18 protein-coding genes are annotated in these 25,851 nt (G+C 45.1%); 6 read left to right on the top strand and 12 right to left on the bottom strand.

Annotation, left to right across the window (positions count from 1 at the left end):
- Positions 1-124 precede the first annotated feature (124 nt).
- From V144x_RS21640 to V144x_RS21610, 7 genes are all read right to left on the bottom strand, one after another.
- The gene (locus V144x_RS21640) at positions 125-1,372 is read right to left on the bottom strand and encodes an MFS transporter (protein ID WP_144988071.1); all 1,248 of its coding nucleotides are present in this window, start codon (positions 1,370-1,372) and stop codon (positions 125-127) included.
- A gap of 424 nt (positions 1,373-1,796) precedes the next feature.
- The gene (locus V144x_RS21635) at positions 1,797-2,621 is read right to left on the bottom strand and encodes an ABC transporter permease (protein ID WP_144988069.1); all 825 of its coding nucleotides are present in this window, start codon (positions 2,619-2,621) and stop codon (positions 1,797-1,799) included.
- 78 nt (positions 2,622-2,699) lie between these two features.
- Positions 2,700-3,731, bottom strand: coding sequence for an ABC transporter ATP-binding protein (locus V144x_RS21630; protein WP_144988067.1), 1,032 nt, complete (start codon positions 3,729-3,731; stop codon positions 2,700-2,702).
- Between the two features lie 103 nt (positions 3,732-3,834).
- Positions 3,835-4,695: a hypothetical protein gene (locus V144x_RS21625; protein WP_144988065.1), complete on the bottom strand. Its 861-nt coding sequence runs from the start codon at positions 4,693-4,695 to the stop codon at positions 3,835-3,837.
- Between the two features lie 428 nt (positions 4,696-5,123).
- Positions 5,124-6,188: a beta/alpha barrel domain-containing protein gene (locus V144x_RS21620; RefSeq protein WP_144988063.1), complete on the bottom strand. Its 1,065-nt coding sequence runs from the start codon at positions 6,186-6,188 to the stop codon at positions 5,124-5,126.
- Between the two features lie 229 nt (positions 6,189-6,417).
- Positions 6,418-8,466 carry a carboxy terminal-processing peptidase gene (locus tag V144x_RS21615; protein ID WP_232102599.1) on the bottom strand — a complete coding sequence of 683 codons (2,049 nt, stop codon included), beginning with the start codon at positions 8,464-8,466 and terminating at the stop codon, positions 6,418-6,420.
- 428 nt (positions 8,467-8,894) lie between these two features.
- Positions 8,895-9,509 carry a TetR/AcrR family transcriptional regulator gene (locus tag V144x_RS21610; protein ID WP_144988061.1) on the bottom strand — a complete coding sequence of 205 codons (615 nt, stop codon included), beginning with the start codon at positions 9,507-9,509 and terminating at the stop codon, positions 8,895-8,897.
- Positions 9,510-10,081: 572 nt separating this feature from the next.
- On the opposite strand from V144x_RS21610, the gene V144x_RS21605 reads away from it, so the two are divergent.
- From V144x_RS21605 to V144x_RS21595, 3 genes are read left to right on the top strand one after another with little or no spacing between them, the layout of a single operon-like run.
- Entirely contained in the window at positions 10,082-11,092 is a 1,011-nt protein-coding gene (locus V144x_RS21605) for a DUF1559 domain-containing protein (RefSeq protein WP_144988059.1), read from the top strand.
- Positions 11,093-11,143: 51 nt separating this feature from the next.
- Complete coding sequence (locus V144x_RS21600) at positions 11,144-12,844, top strand: aldehyde dehydrogenase family protein (protein WP_144988057.1); 1,701 nt, start codon at positions 11,144-11,146, stop codon at positions 12,842-12,844.
- Between the two features lie 41 nt (positions 12,845-12,885).
- On the top strand, positions 12,886-15,216 hold the full coding sequence (locus V144x_RS21595; RefSeq protein ID WP_144988055.1) for a parallel beta-helix domain-containing protein: 2,331 nt from the start codon (positions 12,886-12,888) through the stop codon (positions 15,214-15,216).
- A 56-nt stretch (positions 15,217-15,272) separates the two neighbouring features.
- Here the strand turns inward: V144x_RS21595 and V144x_RS21590 are convergent, their stop codons facing one another.
- The 5 genes from V144x_RS21590 to V144x_RS21570 all read right to left on the bottom strand — a co-directional run bounded on the left by V144x_RS21590 (position 15,273) and on the right by V144x_RS21570 (position 22,009).
- The gene (locus V144x_RS21590) at positions 15,273-16,208 is read right to left on the bottom strand and encodes a GGDEF domain-containing protein (protein WP_144988053.1); all 936 of its coding nucleotides are present in this window, start codon (positions 16,206-16,208) and stop codon (positions 15,273-15,275) included.
- Positions 16,209-16,488: 280 nt separating this feature from the next.
- Positions 16,489-17,898, bottom strand: a complete 1,410-nt coding sequence (locus V144x_RS21585; RefSeq protein ID WP_144988051.1) for a hypothetical protein — start codon at positions 17,896-17,898, stop codon at positions 16,489-16,491.
- 56 nt (positions 17,899-17,954) lie between these two features.
- Entirely contained in the window at positions 17,955-19,868 is a 1,914-nt protein-coding gene (gene dxs, locus V144x_RS21580; protein ID WP_144988049.1) for a 1-deoxy-D-xylulose-5-phosphate synthase, read from the bottom strand.
- Positions 19,868-20,764, bottom strand: a complete 897-nt coding sequence (locus tag V144x_RS21575) for a polyprenyl synthetase family protein (protein WP_144988047.1) — start codon at positions 20,762-20,764, stop codon at positions 19,868-19,870. Before V144x_RS21575 ends, dxs begins: the two co-directional genes overlap by 1 nt.
- A 39-nt stretch (positions 20,765-20,803) precedes the next feature.
- Complete coding sequence (locus tag V144x_RS21570; RefSeq protein ID WP_144988045.1) at positions 20,804-22,009, bottom strand: M20/M25/M40 family metallo-hydrolase; 1,206 nt, start codon at positions 22,007-22,009, stop codon at positions 20,804-20,806.
- A 267-nt stretch (positions 22,010-22,276) separates the two neighbouring features.
- On the opposite strand from V144x_RS21570, the gene V144x_RS21565 reads away from it, so the two are divergent.
- From V144x_RS21565 to V144x_RS21555, 3 genes are all read left to right on the top strand, one after another.
- Positions 22,277-23,497, top strand: a complete 1,221-nt coding sequence (locus V144x_RS21565) for a hypothetical protein (RefSeq protein ID WP_144988043.1) — start codon at positions 22,277-22,279, stop codon at positions 23,495-23,497.
- A gap of 366 nt (positions 23,498-23,863) precedes the next feature.
- A complete protein-coding gene (locus V144x_RS21560) occupies positions 23,864-25,093 on the top strand; it encodes a Glu/Leu/Phe/Val family dehydrogenase (RefSeq protein WP_144988041.1) in 1,230 nt (409 codons plus the stop codon).
- Positions 25,094-25,172: 79 nt separating this feature from the next.
- Positions 25,173-25,706, top strand: coding sequence for a Crp/Fnr family transcriptional regulator (locus V144x_RS21555; protein ID WP_197998568.1), 534 nt, complete (start codon positions 25,173-25,175; stop codon positions 25,704-25,706).
- The last annotated feature ends 145 nt before the right edge of the window (positions 25,707-25,851 follow it).

The raw sequence follows: 25,851 nt of genomic DNA, 5'->3' as shown, positions 1-25,851 counted from the left end.
AAAAAGTGTAGACAATTTTGAGTAGGAACAACATGAATAAACACCATCAACTCTAAGTCCAAGCGTGCCAGACGAATTTAAGCTGGAAGTGGTCAGGATAGTACTGCCAGAGTTGCTCCTCGCCTTAATCCAAGGCCTCTTCCAGAGTGGCACAAAGTTCCTGTGGGACTGCTGCATCTTTGCTGACACTGTGATTGGCCGTGACTGAGTAAACCGTCGCTGTGAGTGTCATGATGGATGCCGACGTATAGAACATCGGAACGATACCCCAATTGTCAATAATGCTTCCCAGAATGGGTGCAAAGACAATGGCGCCAATATCGAAGAAACCGAGCACAATGGTAGTGCCCGTTCCACGATAGTGTTTGGGGAACGATTCTGTTCCCAGTGAAACAACGGCTGGAAACAGGAGCGCATGCCCAAAACCGCACAAAATGGAGGGGCCAATCAATTGCCATTCCCGTGTGATTGATGGAAGAATGATGTGACCGATCGCATGTCCCATCAGCCCCATAATGATCATTTTATTTCGTCCGACAGTCTCTCCCCAGCGTCTGGTTAAAATACGAATCACAAAGGCAGAGATTGCATAACCGGCAAAGAAGGTTCCAATTCCCCCTAATCCGCGTTGTGTGACGAACCGGGTTAAAAAGACACTTACTACTGTGAAGCTAAGCCCCATCATGATGGCAATCACTACAACTTGACCGGGCCAATAGCGGAACAGCAACTGATGAGCCGCGGGTGTGAATCTAGGTCTGCGGTGAATATCGTTACGGGTAATGGTAAGCACAATGATAAAGTATAATAGTCCCAGAACGGCAGGGGTGCCGAACACAGCATAAAATTGAGCATTTCCGGGAGCGAACCAACGCATCATCCAGTCACTGATCTGGGTACCGAGAATGATTCCGACAAAGCCACTGCTACCTAAGCTACCTATGACTTCGGTTCTGCGATGGTGAGGAACTTTTTGTTGAATATGGACGACAGAGCAGGTAAACATGCCTGCAATTCCAGTTGCAAAAAATGTCCTTAAGGCGAATATTTCCCAATCCAATGATCTACATAATGCCGTTCCGCCTGCACCAATGACAAAGACGACTGCGGAGATGGCCCACAATCGTCTGACTCCGTAGCGGTCAATTCCCTGGCCCATAAAGAACCGTGCAATCAATGCCACAAATACACCACAACTAACGATGTCACCAACGAGTTCTTCAGTTCCGCCAAGATAGGTAATCAAATCAGCAAAACGAAAGGTAAGGGCATTTGCAGTTACCAGAATCACATTTGCCAGGTAACAAAGCCAGAAAAGTCGGTTGTAGATCGGTTCCTCTTGATTAGTGGGAACAATAGGGGTAATTGACATTTGTTTTTTAAATTAAGGTTGGGCAGATTGCCGTATCCAAGAATGAACTTGTTTATGGAATCTGCACTGTTTTCTGTTTACATTCCAAACGTAAATCCGTTGATGAGAAATCACGGACAGAGGAGAGAAGGTTTCACGAGTTTCATTCGTGAAATGTAGTTGTCACGAACCACACCCTTTTAGACACCAAAAATGCGCCTAAGTTCGTAATTATGAGGCGAGGAGAGACTCATTTTGGGCAAAACGCCACATCTTACGAAAGTATCCTGAACCTTTCATTAATAATTTTAGCAAAGTGGCAGCCATTCGTCTAACGGAGAATAATGAATCTTTGTGGAATGAGGATCTGATCCCCGGATTTTTAATTTTGTTTTCGGGATCAAAATTGAAGTTTGATGTAGTTAAGATCCTTGTATTTCACCATTTAACCGCCAAAGGCACTATAGCGTTTCGTCCCGAAGTGGAAGGCGACTCGATTCATTACAAAGAGCACAACAATCCAGACCACTTCAATAGACAATTCGAAAATGAGCTCTTCGTTTGTATATTTTCCGAGGAACACGGCACCAGGGAAATACGCCAGATATTTAAAAGGCAATAGCTGCATCCAGTGACTTAGCGGTTCTGGAAAGAGATCAAGCGGGATCATGTGTCCAGAAAGAAAGTAATTCAACATCATATAGATGAAGATCAGCGAACTGACTTCCAGAAACCAGAAAGCGATCAACCCGATCAATGATTCGATCAGGAATCCTACCAGAAACGCCATTAATAGAGACAGAATCCAGGCAGTGATCGTAAATGCGTCGGGTACACCACTGAAATAGTCACGGCAAAGATAAAAGACAAGGACAAACGGTCCGATGGCTACCAGGTAATAAACTAATTTGTGGGCCACACGAGCCCAAAACAGATATCCCAGCATATCAATGGGTTGTACTAAATATTTTTTGATGGTTCCATCACGTACATCGTTGGCAATGCCGTTGGATAAACCCGGCATACTGGAAAATGCCCGCCCCACCATGACAAGCAGGTAATAGGCGACCATTTCCTGATAGTTATACCCTTTAATGGAACCAACGGGAGAACTGGTATAAATTCCGTAGATCGCGCCCCACAGAAAGATTTGCGTTACAATGGGAAGGAACCGAACCAAAGTGGCAAAGATGAAATCTCCTCGGTAAACAAGACGTTCTTCTACAGAAGTCTTTAAAATAATCCAATTGGTTCGCAGGTTGGCGATCATATTCTTGATATCGAAAAATCGGATTTAAAACCGTTGGTGAATCTTACGGGACGATTTGTTTTGTTTCCCATGCTTCGGTTAGTCCGTCGTTGATTGCAGCTCACTCTTTGCGTTTTGTGAATGGTCTGCATCTGCTTTATGCTCAGTGAAGACTTCTGCAATCACTTCTTCCAGTGGTCTTTCTTGCACACCTACATCCAGAATACGGTACTTGGAAAGCAGGCTCGACAAAATTTCTGGAATTTTATTTCGAGGGACTTTCAGTTTGACACGAGGTGCTTCATTTTCAATGACTTCTCCCCACTGTGAAAAGTCTCTGGGCATATCATCGCCGTCGAACTGGACATCCATAATTTTATGGTTGCTGAACCGATCCAAAATGTCACTCAATGGGCCATCATGTTTGATCGATCCCTGGTTAATGATCACAGCGCGTTTGCAGAGCGCTTCCACATCTTTCATATAATGACTGGTTAACACAACGGTCGTTTTTTGCTCAATTTGATAGTACTTTAGAAATTCTTGTACGCGCCGCTGAGAAACAACGTCCAGGCCGATTGTAGGTTCATCCAGAAGTAAAACATCAGGTCTGTGGAGTAATGCCGCGATGAGTTCCATCCGCATGCGTTCTCCCAGTGAGAGCTCGCGAACAGGTTGACCAATCAGGTGTCGCACTTCGAGCAGACTGGTTAATTCATCAATGCGTCGCGTGTATTCTTGTGGATCAATTCGGTAGATTTCTTTATGGAGACGAAATGATTCCTGGGCAGGCAGATCCCACCAGAGTTGATTTTTTTGCCCCATGACCAGCGAAAATCGACGACGGTATTCATTTTCGCGTTTCCAGGGAATGTGACCTAAAACGGTTGCGGTACCGGCTGAAGGGAAAATGAGTCCAGACAGAAGTTTGAGCGTTGTTGTTTTGCCAGCACCATTCGGTCCGAGGAATGCCACCATTTCGCCCTGTTCGATCGTGAAACTGACGTCAGAAACAGCATGTACGGTTTTATGATCGCGATGCCATAACCCCTTGATAGAAGCGAAGACTCCTTCATTTTTTTGGTATACTTTGTAGGTTTTTTCGAGATTTTTTACGACAATGGCGTTCATGATGCCATCTTACGGTACCCGACGTTTCGGGTCGAGCGACAAAGTATGAGAATCGCAAAAAACAGGTGCCCTACCAGTGCCAGATGTTAACCGTCTTGTCTGACTACTGTTGTTTTTCAGCTTCATCCAGAGCGTTACGGATTTGACTCGCGATTTCCGGGTCGCACTTGGGAATGGTTTGCTTTGGAATAACATGTTCCTGTTTGGCATAGTAAATGTTCAATAACGAATTTCGGATGCCGGAGTCGCCTTCTAACTGCTCTCTACCATGCCAGCTCTTTTTTCTCAGAGTGTTAATCACTGAAAACGCGAAAGCACTGTTCGGTTCAAATGGATTCTGTTTGACTTTTTCAAATCCTCTGAATCCTTTTGGTTTACCAAGCACATGTTGTGGGACAAGATTACGTCTGTAAAGGGCAGTTCCCAGTTCGAGTTGAGATCGATCCCGGGGCAGAGCAATCTGGAATGTCACAATTTTTTTGCGTGTATCAGGATGTGGGGTAATGAAGTAACCTGGTTTTTCACGCATCAGGCTCAATCGAGGAAACGCTTCGATTTGGTTGACTTCTGAACGATCAATACCAAACCGATAAGCGATGCCGGAACTTAAACAATTGAAGACCGCCTGTTTCAGTTCGGAGGACGCTAGAGCATTTCGAATTCCCAACCAGAGTTGCTGCTGTTGCTCATTGAAACCCTGATTGATTCTTTCCGACGCAAGTTCAAATTCAAAGCGGTTTGATTCACCATTCTCCATAATATGCCGTTCCCCCATCGTTGTATAATTTGATTGTTCTGGGAGGTTTTCAATGAGTTCGGCATAGATATCATCTGGGAAGATATTTGTCACAGCGATATAGGGAAAAGGCTCTTCGTACGGTTCGGTTTCATTCAACCGCTTCATCATGTGTGTTAAGACATATTGAGTGATTTCAGTACTGGCTGTGAGTGTTTTGAGGGCCATCTTTTCATCCTTGAGTCGTTTGGCTGTGTATCACAATTAATTACGTTTGGTTTTACTTTTCACTGATTAATTGATTCATTTCTGCCGACCAGGAATTTCGTTCTGTAAAAGTTCTAATTGTTACGATCTTGCCTTGGTCAATTTTTAACGATTCTGGAGTTTTACCTGATGTGTCAATAAAAGCCTATAGCAAAAATTATACGACGAGAAGTGATTGGTCACCTCGTATCAATCATCACTTTTCTATTATGGAACTCAACTTTCTGGTGGTGATGAATCCGTACCAGCAAATTTTCACTTTAAGCTATCGCTATCAGTACTTGCTTTCGCTTAAGTGCGTAATTGCCCCAGCTTCTTTTTTAAAGGCTTAGTGAAAATCCATATAAAAGTGAGATAGAGCGCATTCGACTGTAATCGAGAGATGCGTTTTAATTCTCAGCCAGGGCTTTGCGGATTTTATAAGCAATGAGCGGATCGCACATTGCTGCCGTTGCTATATGAGTTGCATTAGCACCGGCGGCGAGAAAACGATTCACATCACTGGCAGAACTGATGCCACCACAGGAAACCAAAGCAGGGCCAGTAGCCTCGCCAGATGTTGACTCCGGGAGTAATGCCGCAAATATTTTAAGCTGCTTGAGGGCTGCCTCTTTGGTTGCCATACCACAGATGCCCCGTAGTTCCCCATCAAAGAGTGGTTTGCCTTGATTGTCAATGACGGTGGTCGCTACGCTATTTGTCATAGCGATTCCTGAAGCAAACGGCTGGATTGCCTGTAATAATTCTTGAGCCTGCTTTTGATCAGGTACGTGTCCAATTTTGATGAGGTAAGGAACCGAACGGCTTACTTCTTTGACACGACTGGCAACTAAGGCGGCTGCCTCTGGTTCCTGATAAAGTTGACCGTCTCGCGTGCAGACGTTCGGACAGGAAAAGTTTGTTTCAATACAATCAGCGCCACTTTCAATGGCCCAGCGTGCGCACTTTGCATAATCTTCAGCCAGATCTTCAAGTGACCAGCCAGGTTCCAAACTGCCGACAATAGACACGGAAAGTATTTTTTCATCGGCAAGCAACTTACGTGTTTGTTCGATGTCCTTGCGCCATATGTCTGGCGATGCCGAGGGCATGCCAAAAGAAACGGCCCAACTTCCCTGCATTTGATTTGAAATTGAAACTTGTTGTTCTCCGCCTTCTAATGAAGTCGTAACGACTGGTTGCAAGTTAGGGAGTGGATAACATGCTCGCGATGTGGATCTGACTGTTTTATAGGTGAGAACATCAAATCCAAGACTGGCATAATAGAGAATCCATTTCCCATTCAGTAATGGTCCTGCAGGCATTCCCAGTGGAGAAGAAACAGGAAGACCACAAAATGACCATTGGCCCGGGACAGTCGGTTGTTCCAACTCGACAGGTTGGGGTGGATTGTCGTAGTTCCATTGATAAGTTTGCCGGCGATCATAGCGTGGCAATGCTTGTGCACTTTGCATGCGAGAACCTGAATGGGAAACAAAGTGTTCTTGAACGAGACGATTTAAATTGTAGCAATCTGGCTTAAATGATCACAGGTTCAAGTGATTTGAAAGATACTTTGTACCTGGGGGCATGTTTTGGGAAGCTGAAATAGGCAATGCTATAGCAATCAAACAGAGAGCATAAAAAAACTCCGAACCCTTCAATGGGTTCGGAGCAGGGGCTAGTGCATTCGTTTAAATAACTCTAACGTTGAACTGTATTCATGCTTTTCAGAAGATTCACATAGTCAACGGTGATATTCAGAATTTCATCGTTATAATGATCTTTCTTAAAAATATCTTTGTCGGCTTTAGTATCTTTCTTTTCTTCTTCTTTCTTTTCTTCTTTATCCTTCGTCAACTCTTTACGACGAACGGTTTCGTTAAGTGAAATGGTTTTCTGGTTTTTCTTTTCGAGATATTTGTCAATCTCTTCTTGAGTTTCTTTGAACTCTTTATTTGCAACAACTCGTTTTGCACTCGATTGTTGCAGAGGATTCAAAATTTGCTGGTTGACCATGCCAACAGGAGCAAATTGAGCAACATCAATTTTGTCGAATTCCATTGCATCATCAAGGAACGATTCTCCCAAGTCCATATTGTCAATGAGTGAAGGCAGAATTACGTCCGAACGCACACCTCTGTTTTGAGTGCTGTCGCCATTCACTCGATAGAATTGCTGAATCGTGAGCTTTAAGGCTCCCAGGTCTTGTTGACCCCTTAGGAAACTAAACATCTGGTTGCTGACAGGCATGACGTTCTGCACTGTTCCTTTGCCGTGTGTCGTGGTATCACCGATGATAATACCTCGTTTGTAATCTTTGATGACACCGGCAAAAATTTCTGAAGCAGATGCCGACAGCCGATTACAGACAACTACGAGTGGGCCTGTATAGACAGCGCCTGGTTCGACATCACTATGTATTTTTCGCTCACCGTTCATTTGTTTGACTTGAACGACCGGACCTTCATCAACGAACAGGCCAGAAACTTCAATTGCTTCACTGAGTGCGCCGCCACCATTGAACCGCAGATCGATCACGATGCCATCCACGCCTCCCTGATCACGGAAATCGTTCAGGACTTTACGAACGTCGCGAGCGGTACTCTTAAAGTTTTCATCACCTCGTTGAGCACCACGGAAATCGCGATAGAAGGAAGGGATACTGATGACACCAATCCGGCCGGTTTGACCTGGGATGCGCTCACCGCTTTCAATAATCTTGCCTTTAACTTCCGATGTGCTGAGTTCAATTTTCTTACGAGTTAATTTATAAACTTCGGTGCTACTGTCCTTTTCTTTTTTGACTCGTAGTTGCACAATGGTTCCCCGTTTCCCGCGGATATATCGCACGACTTTGCTGAGTTTCATTTCAACAACATCTACGAAGTCACCATCTTCTTGGGCAACAGCGATGATTTTATCACCCGCTTTGAGACGACCATCTGCATCTGCAGCACCACCTGGAACAATCTCAGCAACCGTCGTGTAACCATCTTCCGAGCGAAGCGCGGCACCGATTCCGTCCAGGCTGAGTTCCATACTGATTCGAAAATCTTCCAGAGTCTGTGGAGACATATAACTGGAGTGGGGATCAAAACAGTGAGTCAATGCACTCAAATACATTTCCAGTTTTTCAGGGTTTTCTGTTTGGGTCATTGTTCTCAAGTTGTTGCGGTAACGTTTATGCAATTGCTTACGCGCTTCATCGATCTTAGTGTCATCCAAGATCAAAGCCAGCAAATCGTATTTCACTCGTTTTCTCCAACGCTCATTCATCTCAGTTTGATCTTTGACGAAGTCAAGATTTTTGGCATCAACCACGATGGATTCATCAACAGTGAAATCATGATCTACATCAACCAGTTGTTGAGCATAGTCCATGCGTTCCTGCAGTCTCTGCAGATAGAGATTAAAACACTCGTAAGCAAACTTGACGTCACCTGCTGCCAGTTTTTCATCTAATTGGTTTTGTTCCGCTTTGAAACGATCGATATCCGATTGGTAAAAATAGAGCTTTTGTGGATCGAGTTGTTTGATGAACCGCTTCATCAATTTAGCAGAGATTTCATCATTGATCGGTTTACCACTAATGTGAAAACGACTGACCATCGCACACACCCGCTTAGCCGTGACCGAATCATTAGATGAATCTGGAGTAGTAGCTTGCTGCGCAAAAATCGCGGTTCCTAATAAGAGAACCATACAAAGACTGAGAGCAGAGGCTGCTTTTGAGGGAGGATTTAACTTCATAAGTTTCGTCCGTTTATTGGATTTTAGGTGACGTTAAGAAACAATTAGAGAACTCAGCGTTCAGCCGAGTATCTCTTAATGTAAGCAGCTCGATATTATAGGATCAGAGAAAACAGGACAAGATGACATTTTTTGTTCTTTGAGCGCTCATCTGCTTATCAGAAGCTGATTTACCTTAAACAGTGCGTCAAAAACCAAAGCCACGAAATCATGTCTTCAGTGAAAATTAGTACTTCATTAGTACGTCATTTGTGATGTCTCTGTTGGTCATTATTGCCTGTATTTCGCTGAGAAACAGTTGAAATATCAGTAAAACGTCAAGTTTAACGTTATCTCTGTGATTGAGCTTTATAGAATGACCTCAAGATTGAATGTGATTATGTCCTTTAATCACAATGGTTTACATGTTTTTTAGTGGGTTGATGGTATCAACTTGGCTGGATTAGCTTAATCATGGTAAGTAAACATTCAGTCCAGTGTTCCTCGAACTCTTTCGAGTTTACCTTATGTCCAGAAATCAGTTGCGCTAATTGAGGCAGAGTTGCAGGGAAGAAGACCAACGCCGTTAAGATCGTCATCAAACAAGTCGGATCAAGCCCCTCTGTAATCGCTCCTTCTGACTGCGATTTTTTCAATCGATCAATATGCTTCTGATAATATTCCTGTCTCCAGGGTTCATCGATGAGTGGCTCACCATTATTTTGTTGAGCTTCATTCAAAAGAACACGGACATAATTCAGGTCTCGTAAGTTCTCCTCGAAGTAGAATTGGAGAATTTCGGCAATGTCGACCGGAATTTTTTCGACACTCTCATTTCGTTCTTCAAGTTTGCTCTGCAAGGCTGCCTCAAACAGACCCCGTTTGTCATTGAAATAGCGATAAATCAGCGACTTATTAAATTTTGCTTGACGTGCGACGGATTCAATCCGCGCTCCCTCTACGCCTCTTTCTGCAAATTCATCAATCGCAGCTTTCAGAATTGCAGCTTGCGAACAGACTTCTTTTTTCACTGGTGCCGTTTTTGTGTCTGCAGATGTCATCATTACTCCATTGATTTTGAGAAAGCCGAGTGTAACCGCATTGATTCATGTTGTGAAGATTCCAGAGGAGGGCACATTCAAAATCAGCATTTTCAAAAATTTTAATTTTGTCCCGATTTTTGTTGAAATTCGGGACGATGGCGACTAACATTGATTACATGGTAACGGTAACGTTACCGTTTGTCCAATCTTTTTTCAAATATGTTGAATGAGTGCCACTAATTGTCTTTCTCCAACGTCATTTCTTTTAGGAGCAGGAAGTTATTGGTTGAGTCATGTTGGATTTACCAACTTATTGATAATCATTTTTAAAAAAATGGATATCAATTTTCGTTGTAGCGTAGGTACTAAATAACCAGACCTTGTGTTTGATTCACAAAATACGATTGTTTTAAGTAGAGATCTATTTTTTCAACTTTAACGAAACGAGAAGGGGCCGCTCACGTTTCTTAATAGATATAGATTACATCACTTTTATTGCGTGAGAGTTCCCGACGTCAAACTGATTCACTGATGACAGTGATCAGAATGATTAGACAGTTCCTAACCCTTTTGGAAATGCGAGGAGTAGCGCTATGGCACATCGTAAACCTCTGAAGAGAGGATTCACACTCATCGAGTTATTGGTAGTCATCGCAATTATTGCGATCTTGATTGCCTTACTGTTACCCGCAGTCCAGCAAGCCCGTGAAGCGGCGCGCAGATCGCAATGTAAAAATAATCTCAAGCAATTTGGCTTGGCGATGCACAACTATCACGAAGCGCACAGTACGTTTCCCTTGGGAACCAGTGTGAATTTTGCGACTTCTTCCGGCGGTGGAAACTTTATTACGAGCGGGCTCGTGATGATGTTGCCTTACTTTGATCAAGCGAACTTGGCCAATCTTTACGATCACACAAGGCCATGGGAACAGCAGTCAGCTGCTGTGGCCAGAACTGTCATCCCCATATTTGTCTGCCCTTCGAATGTGGGAACCAATCCTGTTACCGACTCCGCTTTTTCGGCCTTGGGGCTTCCTGTCGGAGATACATTCGGGATTACGACCTATGCAATGTGCCGGGGATCAAATGTGGCCTGGTGTAATTCGAGTAACCATGCCAGTAATGTCAGAGGTATGTTTGATCTTAATCGAGGGGCCAAAATGCGGGATATCATAGATGGTTCCAGTAATACCATCGCGATGGGAGAAGCATCATCCGGACCTCAGTTTATACTCTGTGAGGGGCAGGGATGTAATACAGCACCTGCAACAACGGTCGAAGCGTATCAGGCCTGGGTGGTCGCACAACCACCGAATTCAGACTTTAAACCTGCTTTGGGTCCCAGAGCAAGTGTTTTCGGAAGCACGGCAGACCGGATGAATAAACAATTTACTACGGAAACACTGATTGACCTCTCAAACTACTCTGATTGCTCATTTGGCGCCGGTGCTGATGCCACGAGTAACTTCCGCAGTCAGCATGTGGGGGGAGCCCATTTTCTTTATGGAGATGGATCGGTTCACTTTATCAGTGAGAATGTGGACCTTGGAGTTTATCAGGCACTCTCAACGATTCAAGGGGGAGAAGTGGTTGAGACTCCATAGTCTATTTTTCTGAGTTGATAACTCGTTCACAGAAATTGGGTGTTTGTTCTCATGGTGGAGCCTACAACCTTGCGTCAGCAAGAGCGTTCCGATTCGAATCAGCTTGAAATTGATCAGGCATTACAGGATCTGACTGAAGCCAACCGAATGTCGGTTGGCTTTTCAGTCGAACAACGCATCCAGTTGACGGAACAGTGTTTGCTAAGTCTTTCCGAAGCGGCTCCAGAATGGGTCGCGCTTTCCTGTCAAGCAAAGCAAATTCCAGAAGGCAGTCGGGTGCGTGCCGAAGAGGTACTGGCTGGTCCTGTTTCGGTGGCCCGTTTTCTTCAGATCTTGTTGATTAATTTAAAGTCTGTTCGGAGCTCCGGCGAACCTTCTTTACCAGGATCTGTTGTCCAATCACTGGAAAAACAATGGCGCGTGCCCGTCTTCCCGACGATTGGACTTTATGATGCGATTGTGTTCTCTGGATTAAAGGCGGAAGCCTGGCTAGAGCAGAATGAGGAATCTACGTCGCTGTTTAACTTTGAGCAATTGGAGCCAACGAATTCTGAACCGTTTCCTTTAACATTAGTACTGGGTGCAGGGAATGTGTCTGCGATTCCCGCGACGGACGTTTTGACGAAAATATTGCAGGAGGGCGAACGTGTTCTTCTCAAAATGAATCCGGTGAATGCTTACCTGAGATCGGTGTTCGAACAGGCATTCAAACCACTAATGGATGAGGGGTTCTTACGGATCGTTTGTGGTGACGCACGCGATGGAGCGTATTTGGTTGAACATCCTGCAATCAATCGAATTCATATTACAGGATCGACACAAACTCACGACGCCATTGTCTGGGGGAGCGATCCTGCAGAGCAGGAAACCCGGAAACAAAATAATCAGCCCCGCATCAATGTGCCCATTACGAGTGAACTGGGAAATGTTTCGCCGTGGATTGTAGTTCCCGGTGAATACTCAGAAAAACAACTCCGTTTTCAGGCCGAGAATATTGCGGCATCGATTGCCAATAATGCATCGTTTAACTGTCTCGCTACCAAAGTCATCGTCACAGCCACGCATTGGCGGCAGCGAGATCAATTTCTGTCAATGATTCAAAAGCAGTTAGATCAAATTCCGAGACGCTATGCTTATTATCCCGGAGCAGCAGAACGCTGGGAACGATTTGCTGGTGAAGTTCCCGATGATAAAGAGTATCTTCCCTGGAAATTGATTCGCGATGCCGATCCCCAAATGTCTCCCCAGTTATTTCGAGAAGAATCATTTGTCTGCGTTTGTGCCGAGGCCGGTTTGGAAGCGGATTCAGATACTGATTTTCTGGAACAGGCAGTCAACTTTGTGAATCAAGAGGTTTGGGGAACCCTTTGTGCTACGATTACGGTTCCGAATCAATTTCAGAAGTCGCAACGGGAGTTTCTGGAGCATTGTGTGTCTCGTTTGCACTATGGTGCTGTCGGGATCAATCATTGGCCTGCGTTGAATTATGCATTCATGTCAACTCCCTGGGGAGGGGCGCCAGGGGGCGACCTGAAAAATGTCGCCAGTGGTATGGGGAATGTACACAACACGTATTTTCTCAGAGACGTTGAGAAAACCGTTTTATATGGACCACTGACTTTAATTCCCAAACCGGTTTGGTTCCCCTCGCACCCCAATCCGGAATCAGTGGGTTGGCAGCTCTTAAAGTTATATACCCAACCTTCGTTAATGAATCTATCAAGAGTCGGGCTTTCAGTACTATTCAAGTAACGTTATTCACTTCAAGCAGAGTTACGACAGGATTATCAGACATGTCTAAAATCAATTCTTTCATTTCAATACAGGTTTTCAGCCTTGCGAGTTTTATCCTGGTTGGTGTGCTATTTTCAGAGAATACTATATTAAAGGCCGAGGAATCAGCTGCTCCCAAGCTCGTTTCAGCGACTTATACATTCTCACCCGGTCCTGATTTCCCATTTCGCTTTCAATCGCGATTGATTCAAGCGATTCCTGGTGACATTCTTCAGTTAGAGGCAGGAACGTATGAATTACAGTCTGGTTTGAATCTGGTCACAGACAATGTCACCATCCGCGGGCGGGGACAGGATAAAACCATTCTCACATTTAAAAATCAACGTGATGGAAGTTATGGATTATTGGCAAGTGGAGATAATCTGGTCCTGGAGAATTTTGCTGTTGAGGACACCAGCCATAATGCAATCAAAGTATTAGGGGCAGAAAATGTTACCTTTCGTGGGGTTCGTACCGAATGGACGGGAGGTCCCAAGTCGACCAATGGAGCCTATGGTCTCTATCCCGTTCAGTGCAAGAATGTGTTAATTGAGAATTGTATCGCCATTGGAGCCGCAGATGCAGGGATTTATGTCGGACAGACTACAGACGTGATTGTGAGAAACTGTCGTGCGGAATGGAACGTCGCGGGCATTGAGATTGAAAATACCATTAATGCGGATGTCTATGATAATATCGTGACAAACAATACGGGGGGGCTCTTAGTCTTTGATTTGCCGGGGCTGCCTCAGAAAAATGGGCGTCATGTTCGCCTCTTCCGAAATCAGATCATTAAGAATAATACCAAGAATTTTGCTCCGAAAGGGAATATGGTTGCTTCTGTGCCCGCGGGCTCGGGAGTGTTAATAATGGCGACAGACGATGTGGAAGTTTTTGACAATGTCATTACTGATAACAACTCCTTTAGTGTGTCGGTGGTTAGTTTTCTGATTCAACAGAAGAAAACAAAAGATAAAAACTTTGATCCCTATCCAGAAGGAATTTTCATACATGACAATCAGATTAGCGGTGGGGGTACGGTACCCGATGGCGAACTGGGTTTGCTTCTGAAGTCGATTGTGGGCACTCCACTACCTGATATCACCTTTGATGGAATGATTGATCAGAAAAAGCTGGTCGATGGGAAACTGCCGACTGAGAAATCCTTGCGATTATCTAATAATGGTAAGGCACGATTTTTAAATATTGATTTCAGTAATTTGAATCCTGCCAATATTGCTGCCGGGAAATATCAGCCAGGTATGGATATGACTCCTTTTAAAGGAACTCTTACGTCGCTAAAGCCGGTGCATCTGAAGCCACATGGAAAACCACAGCCAGCCAAAAATACAACATTACTTGTGTATTACGCGGCACCACAGAAACTGTCAGAACTAGGGCTCTTTAAAGGGAGTGGCGTGACTCAGGAACCGGCCGAAGGGGTGATTCCCTATGATTTAATTACGACCTTATTTACCGATTACACATCCAAGCATCGCTTCATTCGTTTGCCAGAAGGGAAAAAAATCAAATTCAAATCTGCGGGTGTTCTTGATTTTCCAGTGGGGACGATGCTGATTAAAACATTCTCGTATTTAAACGATATGCGAGATCTTTCACAGGGTGAGCGTTTGCTCGAAACAAGAATCGAATTTCTCAAAGACTCTGGCTGGTATGGATATTCTTACATCTGGAATGAAGCGCAAACGGATGCCGAATTAAGTCTGGGGGGAGGTGAAGTCGATGTTTCCTGGATTCATTCCGATGGACAACAGCGGTCTACACAACATCTTGTGCCGAATGCAAATCAATGTATCAGTTGTCATAGTCGGCATGACAAATATATTCCCATTGGTCCGGTCGCTGCCAACATGAATCGTACATATCAATATGCACATGGCGAAGAAAACCAGCTGGCTTATCTGAAGCGAATGGATTTGATTGAAAACGCTCCCGAACCGGCAGTCATTGAAACGCTGGCTGAATTTGACAACCCGCATTCCGGGAACCTGGACCAGCGGGTGCGTGCTTATTTATCAGTGAATTGCGCACACTGTCATAGTCCCGGCGGGAATGCTCGTACAACGGGATTAGATTTACGTTTATCACAAACGGACCCTGTGAAACTTGGTGTCTGGAAAACGCCTGTTGCAGCGGGGAGGGGATCAGGAGGACGAAGTTATGATATTGTTCCCGGCAAACCAGAGAAATCGATTTTAATGCATCGTTTACAATCCAGTGATCTGGCAGCCCGGATGCCCAATATTGGCAACCGGATTGTGCACCAGGAAGCCGTTGACCTGATTCAGACGTGGATTAGCCAAATGGAGAAGACGGTTTCGGAAAAATAGAGTGTCTGACAGAGAGTTCTTTTATGGTTTTCAATCTGCCTTTGTCTATTTGAGAATTAAACGGCTTCTTTATTCTTGTACGCGTGGCTGTCTTGAATGATGAGTTGGTTGCGGCCTTGTTTCTGAGATTTGGCTAAGGCATGTAATCCTCGGTCCAGGATCAGCTCTGCTGAGTCACCGGGAACACAAGTGATATATGCGAGGCTGGCTGTGACAACCACTTCTGAGCTGGTCGTTTCCAGGCGAAAATGATGGTGTCGAATGGCATCTCGAATTGTTTCAGCGTTAGTTTGTCCTTCGCTGCTGGAAAAGCCGGGCAACAGAATTGCCAGTGTGTCCGATTTCCAAAAACAGATAACGTCTTCGTCTCTGATTTTGTGTAACGCCAGTCGTGAAATTGTTTTCATGAATTTGACGGGAGCCATAATTCCAAAGCGTTCTTTCAACTGCTCGTATTGGTTCATTTGCACGAGCAGCAAACCGCTATTCAGTTCAGTCGAGGTTCCCGCCAGTAACATCGTTTCCAGATTCGCTTCAAACGCCGAGGCATCTGGTAGCTTTAAATGTGTTTGTTCCGGTTGTAAAACCCATTGCATTGCTGGGAATTCCTGCTTTTTCTTCTTGTCAGGCTGATTCTCCAGTTGAATTGGTTCTTCATCTGGAATTTTTCGTTCAACCAAACGATTAATCAGATCCAGTAGCTTCCCGCGTCTGCGGCTGATTTCACTGGACTGTTCTTTCGTAAGCATCATTCCAGGAAATTTTTCGAGCAATGTACATGCAGTTTGAGCAGTATCCAACGTTTCTTTTACATGTTCAAAGCAGTTCTGGAGATGTTTTTTCGCTCGCCGAAGATTGCGCGCGGGGGCATTCTTTCCGACAAAATAACCTGCAGTAAAACCCAGACTGACTGCAATTAGTAATCCGGCGCCGAAACAGATTAGAATGTCGTTTGAAATTGCTAATTGTGATGCTAATAAGATTGCCGTCATGCTTCTCTTCCTGACTGGAAAGCAACCACGTTTTATCTCGCAAGAGACAAAACGTTAAGCGTTGGGAAAAGAGATTGGTCAGAGGTAACCAATGCCTAAAATCGTTTTTGACTTCTCTAAGTAAATTAAGCTTAGTTCACAGTCAGGAGGAATGTTCCTTACAATTCTAATGCGAGCGAGAATATTGGCCGGCGAATGTAATGATTGTAAGGATTTTTATGAGCCGGGACGCCTGACGGGTTATCTTACAGACTTAATTCCAGAGTAAAACTCCGGACATTCACTTTCTTTCGCTGGCTTCAGTAGGTCCTGCCTGGACCGGAGCGGGCTGAGCTTCCAGAAATTTAAGGCTCAAAATAAGGTCAGTGTCTCGATCATTCAGTTGATCAACTAATTTTTCATCCACGGTAAACACGAAGGAAATCTGCCTGCCGGAAGGAGCGGCACACAGGTAATAAATCCATTGCACGGGAATCTCATTGGCTTTCCCAGCAACAGTGACCCGATGAACGTACTTTCCATCTGCGGAAGAGAGGTTTTCAGCCTTCAGAATTTTGATCAGTTTGTCGCCTAACGAGGTGCGAATGTCCTGTTGGAACTGTTCTTCAGAGGTGTGGCTACCCGGTTTAACGGAAGCAATTTTTGAAATATTGGCTTGCGCAATCAGACTCCCTTTATCGAGCAATCTTAAGACGGCAACCTGATTCGTTTGATGAAATACATACCAGTTCCGTGGCAGAAGTAATTGAACATTCCAGGGAGGTTCGAAGCTCAAAAGTTTGGACTCTGGTTTTGATTCCAATGGGATAGAAGCCAACGCTTCATCCGTAAGTGGTCCCGGAGCCGCTGCAAGCGTTCGATCCCAGTTCACTTTTGCAGTGACTTTCATACCGGGACTGACAGAACCCACAGACCGATTTTCCGTTTGTTCCAGTTCCAGATGACTGATGAAATGATCATTTAAACGAAATTGAAATTGACCCGAGACCGCAATTTCGGTTTGCGCGCCAACAGTGGCCCCTTCAATCTTTCCGTTAAAACTAATCACCGCTACGTTATCTGCTACGGATTCCAGTTTGCAGGTCAACTCTGACTTTAAGACTGCTTCAAGTCCCGTAAGAGACTGAAGTACCCAACTGTCAGGAGTCCAGGATTCACCAACTTCCACCTCGGAACGCGGTAAGAGTGCGCTGACAGGGAGACAATCACCAGGAGAATTGAGCAATTCCAGTTCTGATGGCATGAGCGGGCCAACGGGAGAATGTAAGGAAAGACCCTCAGGTTTTCCTTCTGCGACAATCATGCGATGTTTATCTCGACCACGGGCAAATGTTTTTTGTCCCTGCACGTCAATTGTGGCTATCGCCAATTCATAGTACCGAAGGGAACGGAGTGCTTCTGCATCACGTCCTGTTCCTGGCAATTTGCGTTCGAGGTATTGAAGTTTTCCTTCTACATTGAGCTCGAGTTTTCTCGCTTTACCCGATTTAATGGCTGTTTCCAGTTGACCTTCAACTTTAATAGTAGAATCCACACTATAAGTGCGTGAGTCTTTGGTGGGTTCAGAGAATTCATAGGTTTCTGCGTAAACTGATTGTCTGCCCAAGAGCAGTAAAACAGTAATCAGAGTAACTGACAGACAGAAAAAATATGATACCCGCGAAGGATTGTCTTTACTCAATGAAAACATGCGGAAGGCTCCGTAAATCAAGCGTCCATACTGATTGGAGAAGGAAAGTAGGAATTTTATTCGTTTACTGCGACATTTGTTTGCTGAACCATATCACGTGATGTTGCGATAATTCCGGCAACATCCAGTCCCAGGTCAACCAGTAGTTCGTTACGATTCCCATGTTCGATAAAACGATCAGGAATCCCAAGTCTTCTGAGATGACTCGTGTTAAGCCCCGCATCATTGGCAGATTCCAAAACTGCTGAACCAAAACCGCCACAAAGTGTAGCTTCTTCAACCGTAATCACAAAGCCCGATTCTCGAATCGCCCGATGGATCACGTCGACGTCTAATGGTTTGGCGAAGCGGGCATTGATCACGCCTATATCAAGCCCTTCTTCCCGGAGTTTTTCCGCTGCCTGAATACAATTAGTGAACAGGGAGCCGAAGGCAATCAGCATTCCATCTTTGCCCCAGACATAGACTTCCGATTTGCCGAGTTCGACCGGAGCAACCTTCCGGTCCACGGAGTCAGCGGCCGCTTTGGGATAACGAATGGCGGTTGGCCCGGCATGCTTTAAAGAAAAATCAAGCATCGGTTCGACATCCTGTGCATCTCCGGGGGACATCAAAACCATATTCGGAAAGCATCTCATGTAGCTGTTATCAAATGCCCCATGATGAGTCGGACCGTCTTCACCAGCGATTCCGGCTCGGTCCATGCAGAATGTAACTGGCAGGTTTTGCAACGCCACTTCTTGAAAGATATGATCGAAGCCGCGCTGCAGGAACGTGCTGTAAATATCAACAATGGGTCGGAGTCCTGCTTTGGCCATACCCCCTGCAAAAGCAACCGCGTGTGCTTCACAAATTCCGGTATCAAAAAATCGATCAGGGAATCCATCCCGAATCTTGCCTAGTTTGTTTCCAGTACACATGGCTGCGGTGAGAACAACCACACGGTCATTGTCAGTCATTGCCTGAAAGACGGAATTACTTACGACATCCGTAAATGATTTGGGAGAGCTACTACCCGGCTTTTCAATGGGAACGATTTCGTTTTCTTCATTACGCTGGAACGGAGCCGGGGCATGAAAGGAGACCGGGTCATTGGTAGCAGGCTCAAAGCCATGTCCTTTTTCCGTTAAGACGTGCAATAAAACAGGCCCTTTGATGTTTTTGATCATCTGTAGATAGCCGGATAACTCTTCAATATTATGTCCATCTACAGGCCCGATATAGCGAAAGCCCATTTCTTCAAACAGCATGCCACCGTGCAGGAAACCTTTGACAGCTTCTTTGAAACTGCCCAGTGTATGTTCCATTGATTCGCCGACAACCGGGACTTTATTCAATAACCATGAGACATCTCGTTTTAAACCATTGTAAAACGGAGCCACACGGGCCTTATCGAGATATTTCGCTAAACCTCCTACGCGTGGGCAGATTCCCATTTTATTATCGTTAAGGATCACGAGGACGTCTTTATTTAACCCAGCAGCATTGTTCATTGCTTCGAAGACGACACCGGAAGGAAGTGCTCCATCGCCAATCACAGCCACTGATTTGCGGTTCGATTCACCAGCCAGATCATCACCGGCTTTCATCCCGAGCACTGTCGAAACGCTGGCGCCAGCATGTCCTGTCATAAACAGGTCATAATCACTTTCTTCCGGATTCGGGTAGCCCATCAAACCACCTTTGCGGCGGATCGTTGAAATTTGCGAGTAGCGGCCTGTGATTAATTTGTGGGGGTAGATTTGATGCCCTGTATCCCAGATGAGCCGGTCCTGGGTAAAGTCATACGCCATGTGGAGAGCAATACAAAGCTCAACGACTCCCAGGTTACTCGCAAAGTGAGCGGATCGGTCTTCGACAACCGTGCACAGAACCTCGCGGATTTCTGCTGCCAGAGTTTCGAGTTCACCCCCTGACAATGTTTTCATATCCAGTGGTGAGTTGATGCGTGGTAGAATTTCGATCTTCATCAATGGTCTCGTTCTAGTACAAAATGGGCCAGTTCTTCCAATCTTTGGCCGTGGCTCCCAAGTGGGGCGATCGAGAGGCACGCTTCATCAATCAAATTTTGTGCACGTTGGCGACTTTCTTCAACGCCAATCAGGGATGGGTAGGTTAATTTACCGTGTTTAGCGTCTTTTCGCACGCCTTTTCCCATTTTTTCTGCATCACCGGTTAAATCAAGTAGATCATCGGTAATTTGAAATGCCAATCCTATGTAAGTGCCGTATTTTTCCAGGTTTCGCAGCATTGTCGTATCCGCACCACCGATTCGGGCTCCAATTGTGAGTGCACTACAAATGAGTCTGCCCGTTTTTCGTCGATGAATGGCCTCTAATGTTTCCAATGTAGAATTGTTTAGATGCTCGGATTCTAAATCTGCGACCTGGCCTCCTACCATTCCTTCTGGACCTGCTGCATTCGCTAAATCAGCACAACATTCTGCAGCACAAGAGTTTATTTTAATTTGACTTGCCATAATTTCAAAAGCAAGAGTTAACAATGCATCTCCCGCCAGGATGGCATTCGCTTCACCAAATTTGATATGGTTCGTCGGCATTCCTCTGCGTAAATCATCATTATCCATGGCTGGAAGATCGTCATGGATGAGAGAGTATGTGTGCACCATTTCGATGGCACAGGCGGCTGGTAAAGCTGCTTCCAATTCTCCTCCACATGCTTCACAACTGAGCAGCACCAAAATGGGGCGAAGTCGTTTTCCGCCAGCTGACAAGCTGTAAGACATTGCCTCTTTGAGAATGGGTGGGCAATCTGTTGAAAGGTCAAGTGACTCTGGTAATTGGCGATTAACCAGGCTTTGAAGATGGCTCCATCTGTCTTTAAAAGAAAGGGATTTGTGACTCATTCAAAAGGCATCTTTTCTAATGATTGGCGGATTTGTTTCTCAGTCTGTTTCAGTTGCGGTGGCCAGAAGCAGTCCAATCTCGCAGGCTTTGAGATACTCATCAATTATCAATGTTTCTTCCGTCGTGTGAATATCCTGTTGGCCACAGCCTAGCGTCACAGTAGGAAATCCGTGTGCGACCATCCAGTTGGCATCCAAGCCTCCATTGCCAATACTTAATTCGGGTAGCCCGCCAATTTTTTGTATGGCAAGCTTTGCTGTTTGAACTGCTGGTTCCTTTTCGGAAAGCCGAAAGGACTCATATTTCAAATGGGATTCGAAGGAGACTGTCCCTCGCTGACCATCACTGTTTTTTACTGACTTTACAGATCGCTGGAATGCTTTTTTAAATTCATCAAGGATCTTTTGTCGGAAGCGTGGATTATGGCTCCGGGCTTCGGCCTTAATTATCAGTTCAGGCATGACGACATTTGTGGCCGCGCCTCCAGAAAGAACACCGATATTACTGGAACCTGTATTCCTACCTTTGATGACCAGTCCATGCCAACCATTCTCTGAGAGATCTTCGATAGCCTTTCCCGCAATGACGGCGGCACTGACTCCCCGTTCCGGATGAGCGCCTGCATGACTGGCGACGCCTTCAATGCGAATTAACATTCCAGAGTCGCCAGTCGCTCCAATACAAACCTGATCAACCAGTTTCCCATCCCAGTTAAAGCACATTTTGGGCTTTCCCAGTTTGCTGGTCGCTAAATGTCTTACACCAACCAGCCCAATTTCTTCCTGCACCATCCAGCAGAATGTCAAGGGAGGATGAGAGAGATTCTCAGTGAGAATCGTAAGCAAGGCGTTTAAAATGACGCTACAGCCAGAGCGGTCGTCAGCTCCCAGAGCTGTCTGGCTACTTTTAGAATGAATCAGATTTCCTCTTTTAACCGGTTCGGCTCCGACACAGAGTGGAACCGTATCCATGTGAGCCATCAGTGCGCGTCTGGGGCCTTTTTGTGTACCAGGAAGTTTCACAATTAAATTTCCCGATTCACCACCAATGGGGCTTTTCTTGTTTGCGGTATCGAACGAGATCAATTTTCGGGGCAGTCCTGCTTTTTGCAGCCGCTCTACGATCTCTGCCGCAATTTTTCCTTCTTCGCCACTTTTACCCGGAATGCGCATTAAGTCAGTTACAAGCTGTAATGCCTGTTTCTGGTTGACTTTAACCGTTGTTGCTGTGTTTTGAGTGCTCATTGAAAGACTTTTCAGAAGGAGCCATCTGTAGGATGCATATGATCGAGTCGATGGTATTTTAGATTACTTCGTTCAACTTAGGCTTTTAGCAACTTTTTTTCAACACGACTCGATGGGCTATTTTTGTATCCATAATGGGGGTTTTCAGACTCATATTGCTGTAATTCTGGATCAAAATTAGAATCCCGGCTGATTTGTGGCTGAGTTCCTGAACGGGTTTTAGATGACCCGGGCTGAATCTTAACATCGGAATTCTGTTTTTTGAAGATGATTCGTTCGCGCTTGCGCTGGCTAAAGCATTTGATGCTGGCATTGATTACTCTCGCATTGTTCGCAGTGGGGGGGGAAGTCGCTTTACGCATTGATCAGTATCAGCAGCAGGATTCAGCGAATACTTTTGATACTGATAGCGTACTGATTCCTTCCGATGTGACCTATCATCGCGTTCGGCCTTTGCAGGAAGTCTCCAGAAAACATCCTGACTCGGGAGAGCTGATTCAGTTTACGATCAATAGCATGGGAATCAGAGGAAAAGAGTATACCATTCCCAAACCAGCGGGCGTCTTTCGAATTCTCTGTTTGGGAGGAGAAACCGTTCTTGCGCCGGAGATGAAAGAGCCTGATACGTTTTGTATGCGACTGGAAAAATTGCTGCAGAAAAAGACACAACTCAAGGTAGAGGTGGTCAATGCTGGCGTTCCTGATGCCAGTCCTTTGATGTCTTATTTACATCTGAGACACTCTTTGTTGGGGCTCCAGCCTGATTTAGTTTTGTTTCATTTTGATATGTCTGATGTTGCCGATGATCATGCTCTTAGACGTTATACTCAGATTGGTGATTCAGGAATCCCTCTTTGTTCAATGCACCCCTTGTTCGAAAAGATAAATACTCCTGAACGACTGGAAAATCAGTTCCTGGTCTATCGATATACGCTGAGATGGCTCGGTGATTATTGGGTGGAAAATCAACCTGCGGGCCTCGATCGTGATATTGATACGCCGCAAGGAAAGTACCTCTGGCTAGAAGACCATCCTCCGGATTGGTCTGTGTATGTGAGACAGACTTTAGAGCCCATTCAAAATATTCAGCAGATTACGCAGGGAACTTATTCGCGATTCATCCTGGCGACTTATCCCAAGCCCTGGCAGGTTTCCGAAACGGCCATGAGTGGGAAACGGGCACGAAGTTCTCTGGGAGTTCGAGATGGGGTCGAGTATGCCAGTCGATTTCCTTTTGATCTGCTCGATACTTATGCTAAGCAGTTAAATGTGACTTATTGTGATACTTCGCCCACGTTTCAGAGTATTCAGAATCCCGATCGTTTTTTTCTGAACAATGTTCCCCGGTTTTCAAGAGAAGGGCACGCACTTTATGCAAGGGAGCTTGCGCTGTTTATCCTAGAAGAGATTCCTGGAATCTGGTCAGATTCGGTTCCTTCAAACTCAGAACAGCCGATTCCCAAACATGCACAGGTTCCCGCATATTGAACGAGGATTCGGATGTGAATATGATGATAGTAAGGGATTTCATGGATCGGGTTAAGATTGCCAGAGAGCAAAAAATCACGTAATATTAAACAAAATTAATTTATTGAGTGCTTGTTTTGAGTAATAGGCCTCAAATCAGCAAGGGAATTACCCAATTACATGATTTTCAAAGTGTTTAGGCAGAAATATGACATATCTTTTATGAACGTTAAGAGATTTTCATATTTGAGTCTCGAACCAACATTCCAATCATTTTTCTAATCATTAAATATTTTTTCAAATCAAGACTATCAATATCTTTAACAGGAGATCCTGTGGGTTTCGCTCTAGCAACAGTGAACCCAGGTCGATAGAGGAAAGAATTCTATGAGTTCTTATGAAACAGCATGTCGTTATTTCGATCAGGCTTCACGTCAAGTTGGCTTATCGCGCAATATGCAGGAGTTATTGCGAACTCCGGAACGCGAGGTCAAAGTTGAAGTCGCAATCGAACGTGATAACGGTGAGATCGCGACTTATATCGGATACCGCATCCAGCATGACAGTTCCAGAGGGCCTATGAAAGGAGGACTTCGTTTTCATCATGAAGTTGATGCCGATGAAGTACTGGCACTCGCATCCTTAATGACCTGGAAGACCGCTTTAGTCAATATTCCCTATGGCGGAGCTAAAGGAGGAATTTCTGTGGATGTGAGCCAACTGTCACAAGGCGAACTGGAACGGGTCACTCGTAAATTTGTTGACAAAGTTTACGATGTGATCGGGCCTTCAAAAGATATTCCTGCTCCCGATATGGGAACGAATGCGCAAGTGATGGCCTGGATTATGAATCAGTATGAAAAATACCGCGGATTTAATCCTGCATGTGTGACGGGGAAACCATTGGAATTGCACGGTGCTGATGGCCGTGAAGAAGCGACCGGCCGAGGTGTGGCCATGATTACCCGTGAGACGTTGGATCGGTTAAAAATTGATGTGACAGGTGTGACGGTTGCCATACAGGGGTTTGGCAATGTGGGAAGCTTTGCCGCTCATTTTCTTGATGAATTTGGAGCGAAAGTCGTTGCGGTTTCTGATGCCAGTGGTGGAATCTATAAGGCGGATGGGCTTAATATTCCCCAATTAATCGAGTATTCCAAGGATACGGGGGCAGTCAGGGGATTTCCGGAAACTGAGGCGATTTCTAATGAAGAATTATTAACTTCGAACGTCACTGTATTAATTCCTGCTGCATTAGGAGGCGTACTGACGAAGGAAATTGCCAGAGACACGAGAGCGAAATGCATTATCGAGGCTGCCAATAATCCGACAGAGCCAGAAGCGGATGAAATTTTTGAGAAAAACGACATCGTGGTCGTTCCTGATATTCTCGCAAATGCTGGTGGCGTCACCGTTAGCTATTTTGAATGGGTTCAGAATCGACAGCATTTTAGCTGGGAAAAATCCCGTGTTCGTTCCGAGTTAGATCGTATTATGTGTGACAGCTTTGAATTAGTATGGAAAATCGCGACAGATAAAAAAGTATCGTTACGCGTCGCCGCCTATATCCTGGGCATTGGTCGGGTTGGTCGCGCAACCGTTTTAGGGGGGATCTAACCCACCCACTGGTTTTATGATCTTCGACGAATATAAAAATCAATTTCAAAATCCAAGTTCAGCATCGGGAGTCAATGAGGTGGTTAAAGTGTTACCAGTTGAGCAGTTAATCAATGAGTGTGTGTTATTCCAGTCGGTGACTCTGGAAGAAATGGATGTCTTGCTTCATGCTTCAGAACGAGAAGACTTTCCTAAAGGGGCTCGCATTCTCGATGAGGGAAACTCGACGCGTTACCTCTGGATTATTCAGAGCGGCTCATGCGAAGTACGAAAAAGACTTTCCAACGGCAACGAGCAGGTTTTGACTCAATTGAGCCCCTTTTCGATTTTTGGTGAAATGTCATTTTTTAAACCTGCCCCCCATTCAGCAAGTGTTGTCGCGTTAACAGACGTGGAAGTCTTGCGTATTCCAGGTCGTGGTTTTGATCAAATGTTGAAGGATGGCGTGCCAGGCGCTCAAAAAGTGGTTTTTAATACGGTTCGAATTATGTCGGATCGACTTAGAATGATGGATGAATGGACAGCGGAAATGGTTCAGAGCACCGGTTCTCGTTCCAAGAATGCGGAATGGCACGATTTTCGATCCAAGCTTTATTCTGACTGGCAATTCTAGGATTTCGCTTTTAATAGACATTTGCTTTCAAAAAGCTCCTTCAATACCAGAGCCGTTTCCCCTCCACGAAGATCCCGCGTTGACACATTCAGGCTGATATTTGATACTTCGACAAATTGACTGATGTCGATAATATATCGGGGAA

It is taken from the genome of Gimesia aquarii, assembly GCF_007748195.1.
Taxonomy (GTDB): domain Bacteria; phylum Planctomycetota; class Planctomycetia; order Planctomycetales; family Planctomycetaceae; genus Gimesia; species Gimesia aquarii.
This window is presented reverse-complemented; position numbering and strand designations above follow the sequence as displayed.

Coding starts and splice junctions, on each gene's coding strand:
- V144x_RS21635 (WP_144988069.1), bottom strand. CDS start 2,621: ATGATCGCCAACCTGCGAACCAATTGGATTATTTTAAAGACTTCTGTA.
- V144x_RS21560 (WP_144988041.1), top strand. CDS start 23,864: ATGAGTTCTTATGAAACAGCATGTCGTTATTTCGATCAGGCTTCACGT.
- V144x_RS21575 (WP_144988047.1), bottom strand. CDS start 20,764: ATGAGTCACAAATCCCTTTCTTTTAAAGACAGATGGAGCCATCTTCAA.
- V144x_RS21585 (WP_144988051.1), bottom strand. CDS start 17,898: ATGTTTTCATTGAGTAAAGACAATCCTTCGCGGGTATCATATTTTTTC.
- V144x_RS21600 (WP_144988057.1), top strand. CDS start 11,144: ATGGTGGAGCCTACAACCTTGCGTCAGCAAGAGCGTTCCGATTCGAAT.
- V144x_RS21565 (WP_144988043.1), top strand. CDS start 22,277: ATGATTCGTTCGCGCTTGCGCTGGCTAAAGCATTTGATGCTGGCATTG.
- V144x_RS21630 (WP_144988067.1), bottom strand. CDS start 3,731: ATGAACGCCATTGTCGTAAAAAATCTCGAAAAAACCTACAAAGTATAC.
- V144x_RS21610 (WP_144988061.1), bottom strand. CDS start 9,509: ATGATGACATCTGCAGACACAAAAACGGCACCAGTGAAAAAAGAAGTC.
- V144x_RS21570 (WP_144988045.1), bottom strand. CDS start 22,009: ATGAGCACTCAAAACACAGCAACAACGGTTAAAGTCAACCAGAAACAG.
- V144x_RS21605 (WP_144988059.1), top strand. CDS start 10,082: ATGGCACATCGTAAACCTCTGAAGAGAGGATTCACACTCATCGAGTTA.
- V144x_RS21590 (WP_144988053.1), bottom strand. CDS start 16,208: ATGACGGCAATCTTATTAGCATCACAATTAGCAATTTCAAACGACATT.
- V144x_RS21625 (WP_144988065.1), bottom strand. CDS start 4,695: ATGGCCCTCAAAACACTCACAGCCAGTACTGAAATCACTCAATATGTC.
- dxs (WP_144988049.1), bottom strand. CDS start 19,868: ATGAAGATCGAAATTCTACCACGCATCAACTCACCACTGGATATGAAA.
- V144x_RS21640 (WP_144988071.1), bottom strand. CDS start 1,372: ATGTCAATTACCCCTATTGTTCCCACTAATCAAGAGGAACCGATCTAC.
- V144x_RS21620 (WP_144988063.1), bottom strand. CDS start 6,188: ATGCAAAGTGCACAAGCATTGCCACGCTATGATCGCCGGCAAACTTAT.
- V144x_RS21595 (WP_144988055.1), top strand. CDS start 12,886: ATGTCTAAAATCAATTCTTTCATTTCAATACAGGTTTTCAGCCTTGCG.
- V144x_RS21615 (WP_232102599.1), bottom strand. CDS start 8,466: ATGAAGTTAAATCCTCCCTCAAAAGCAGCCTCTGCTCTCAGTCTTTGT.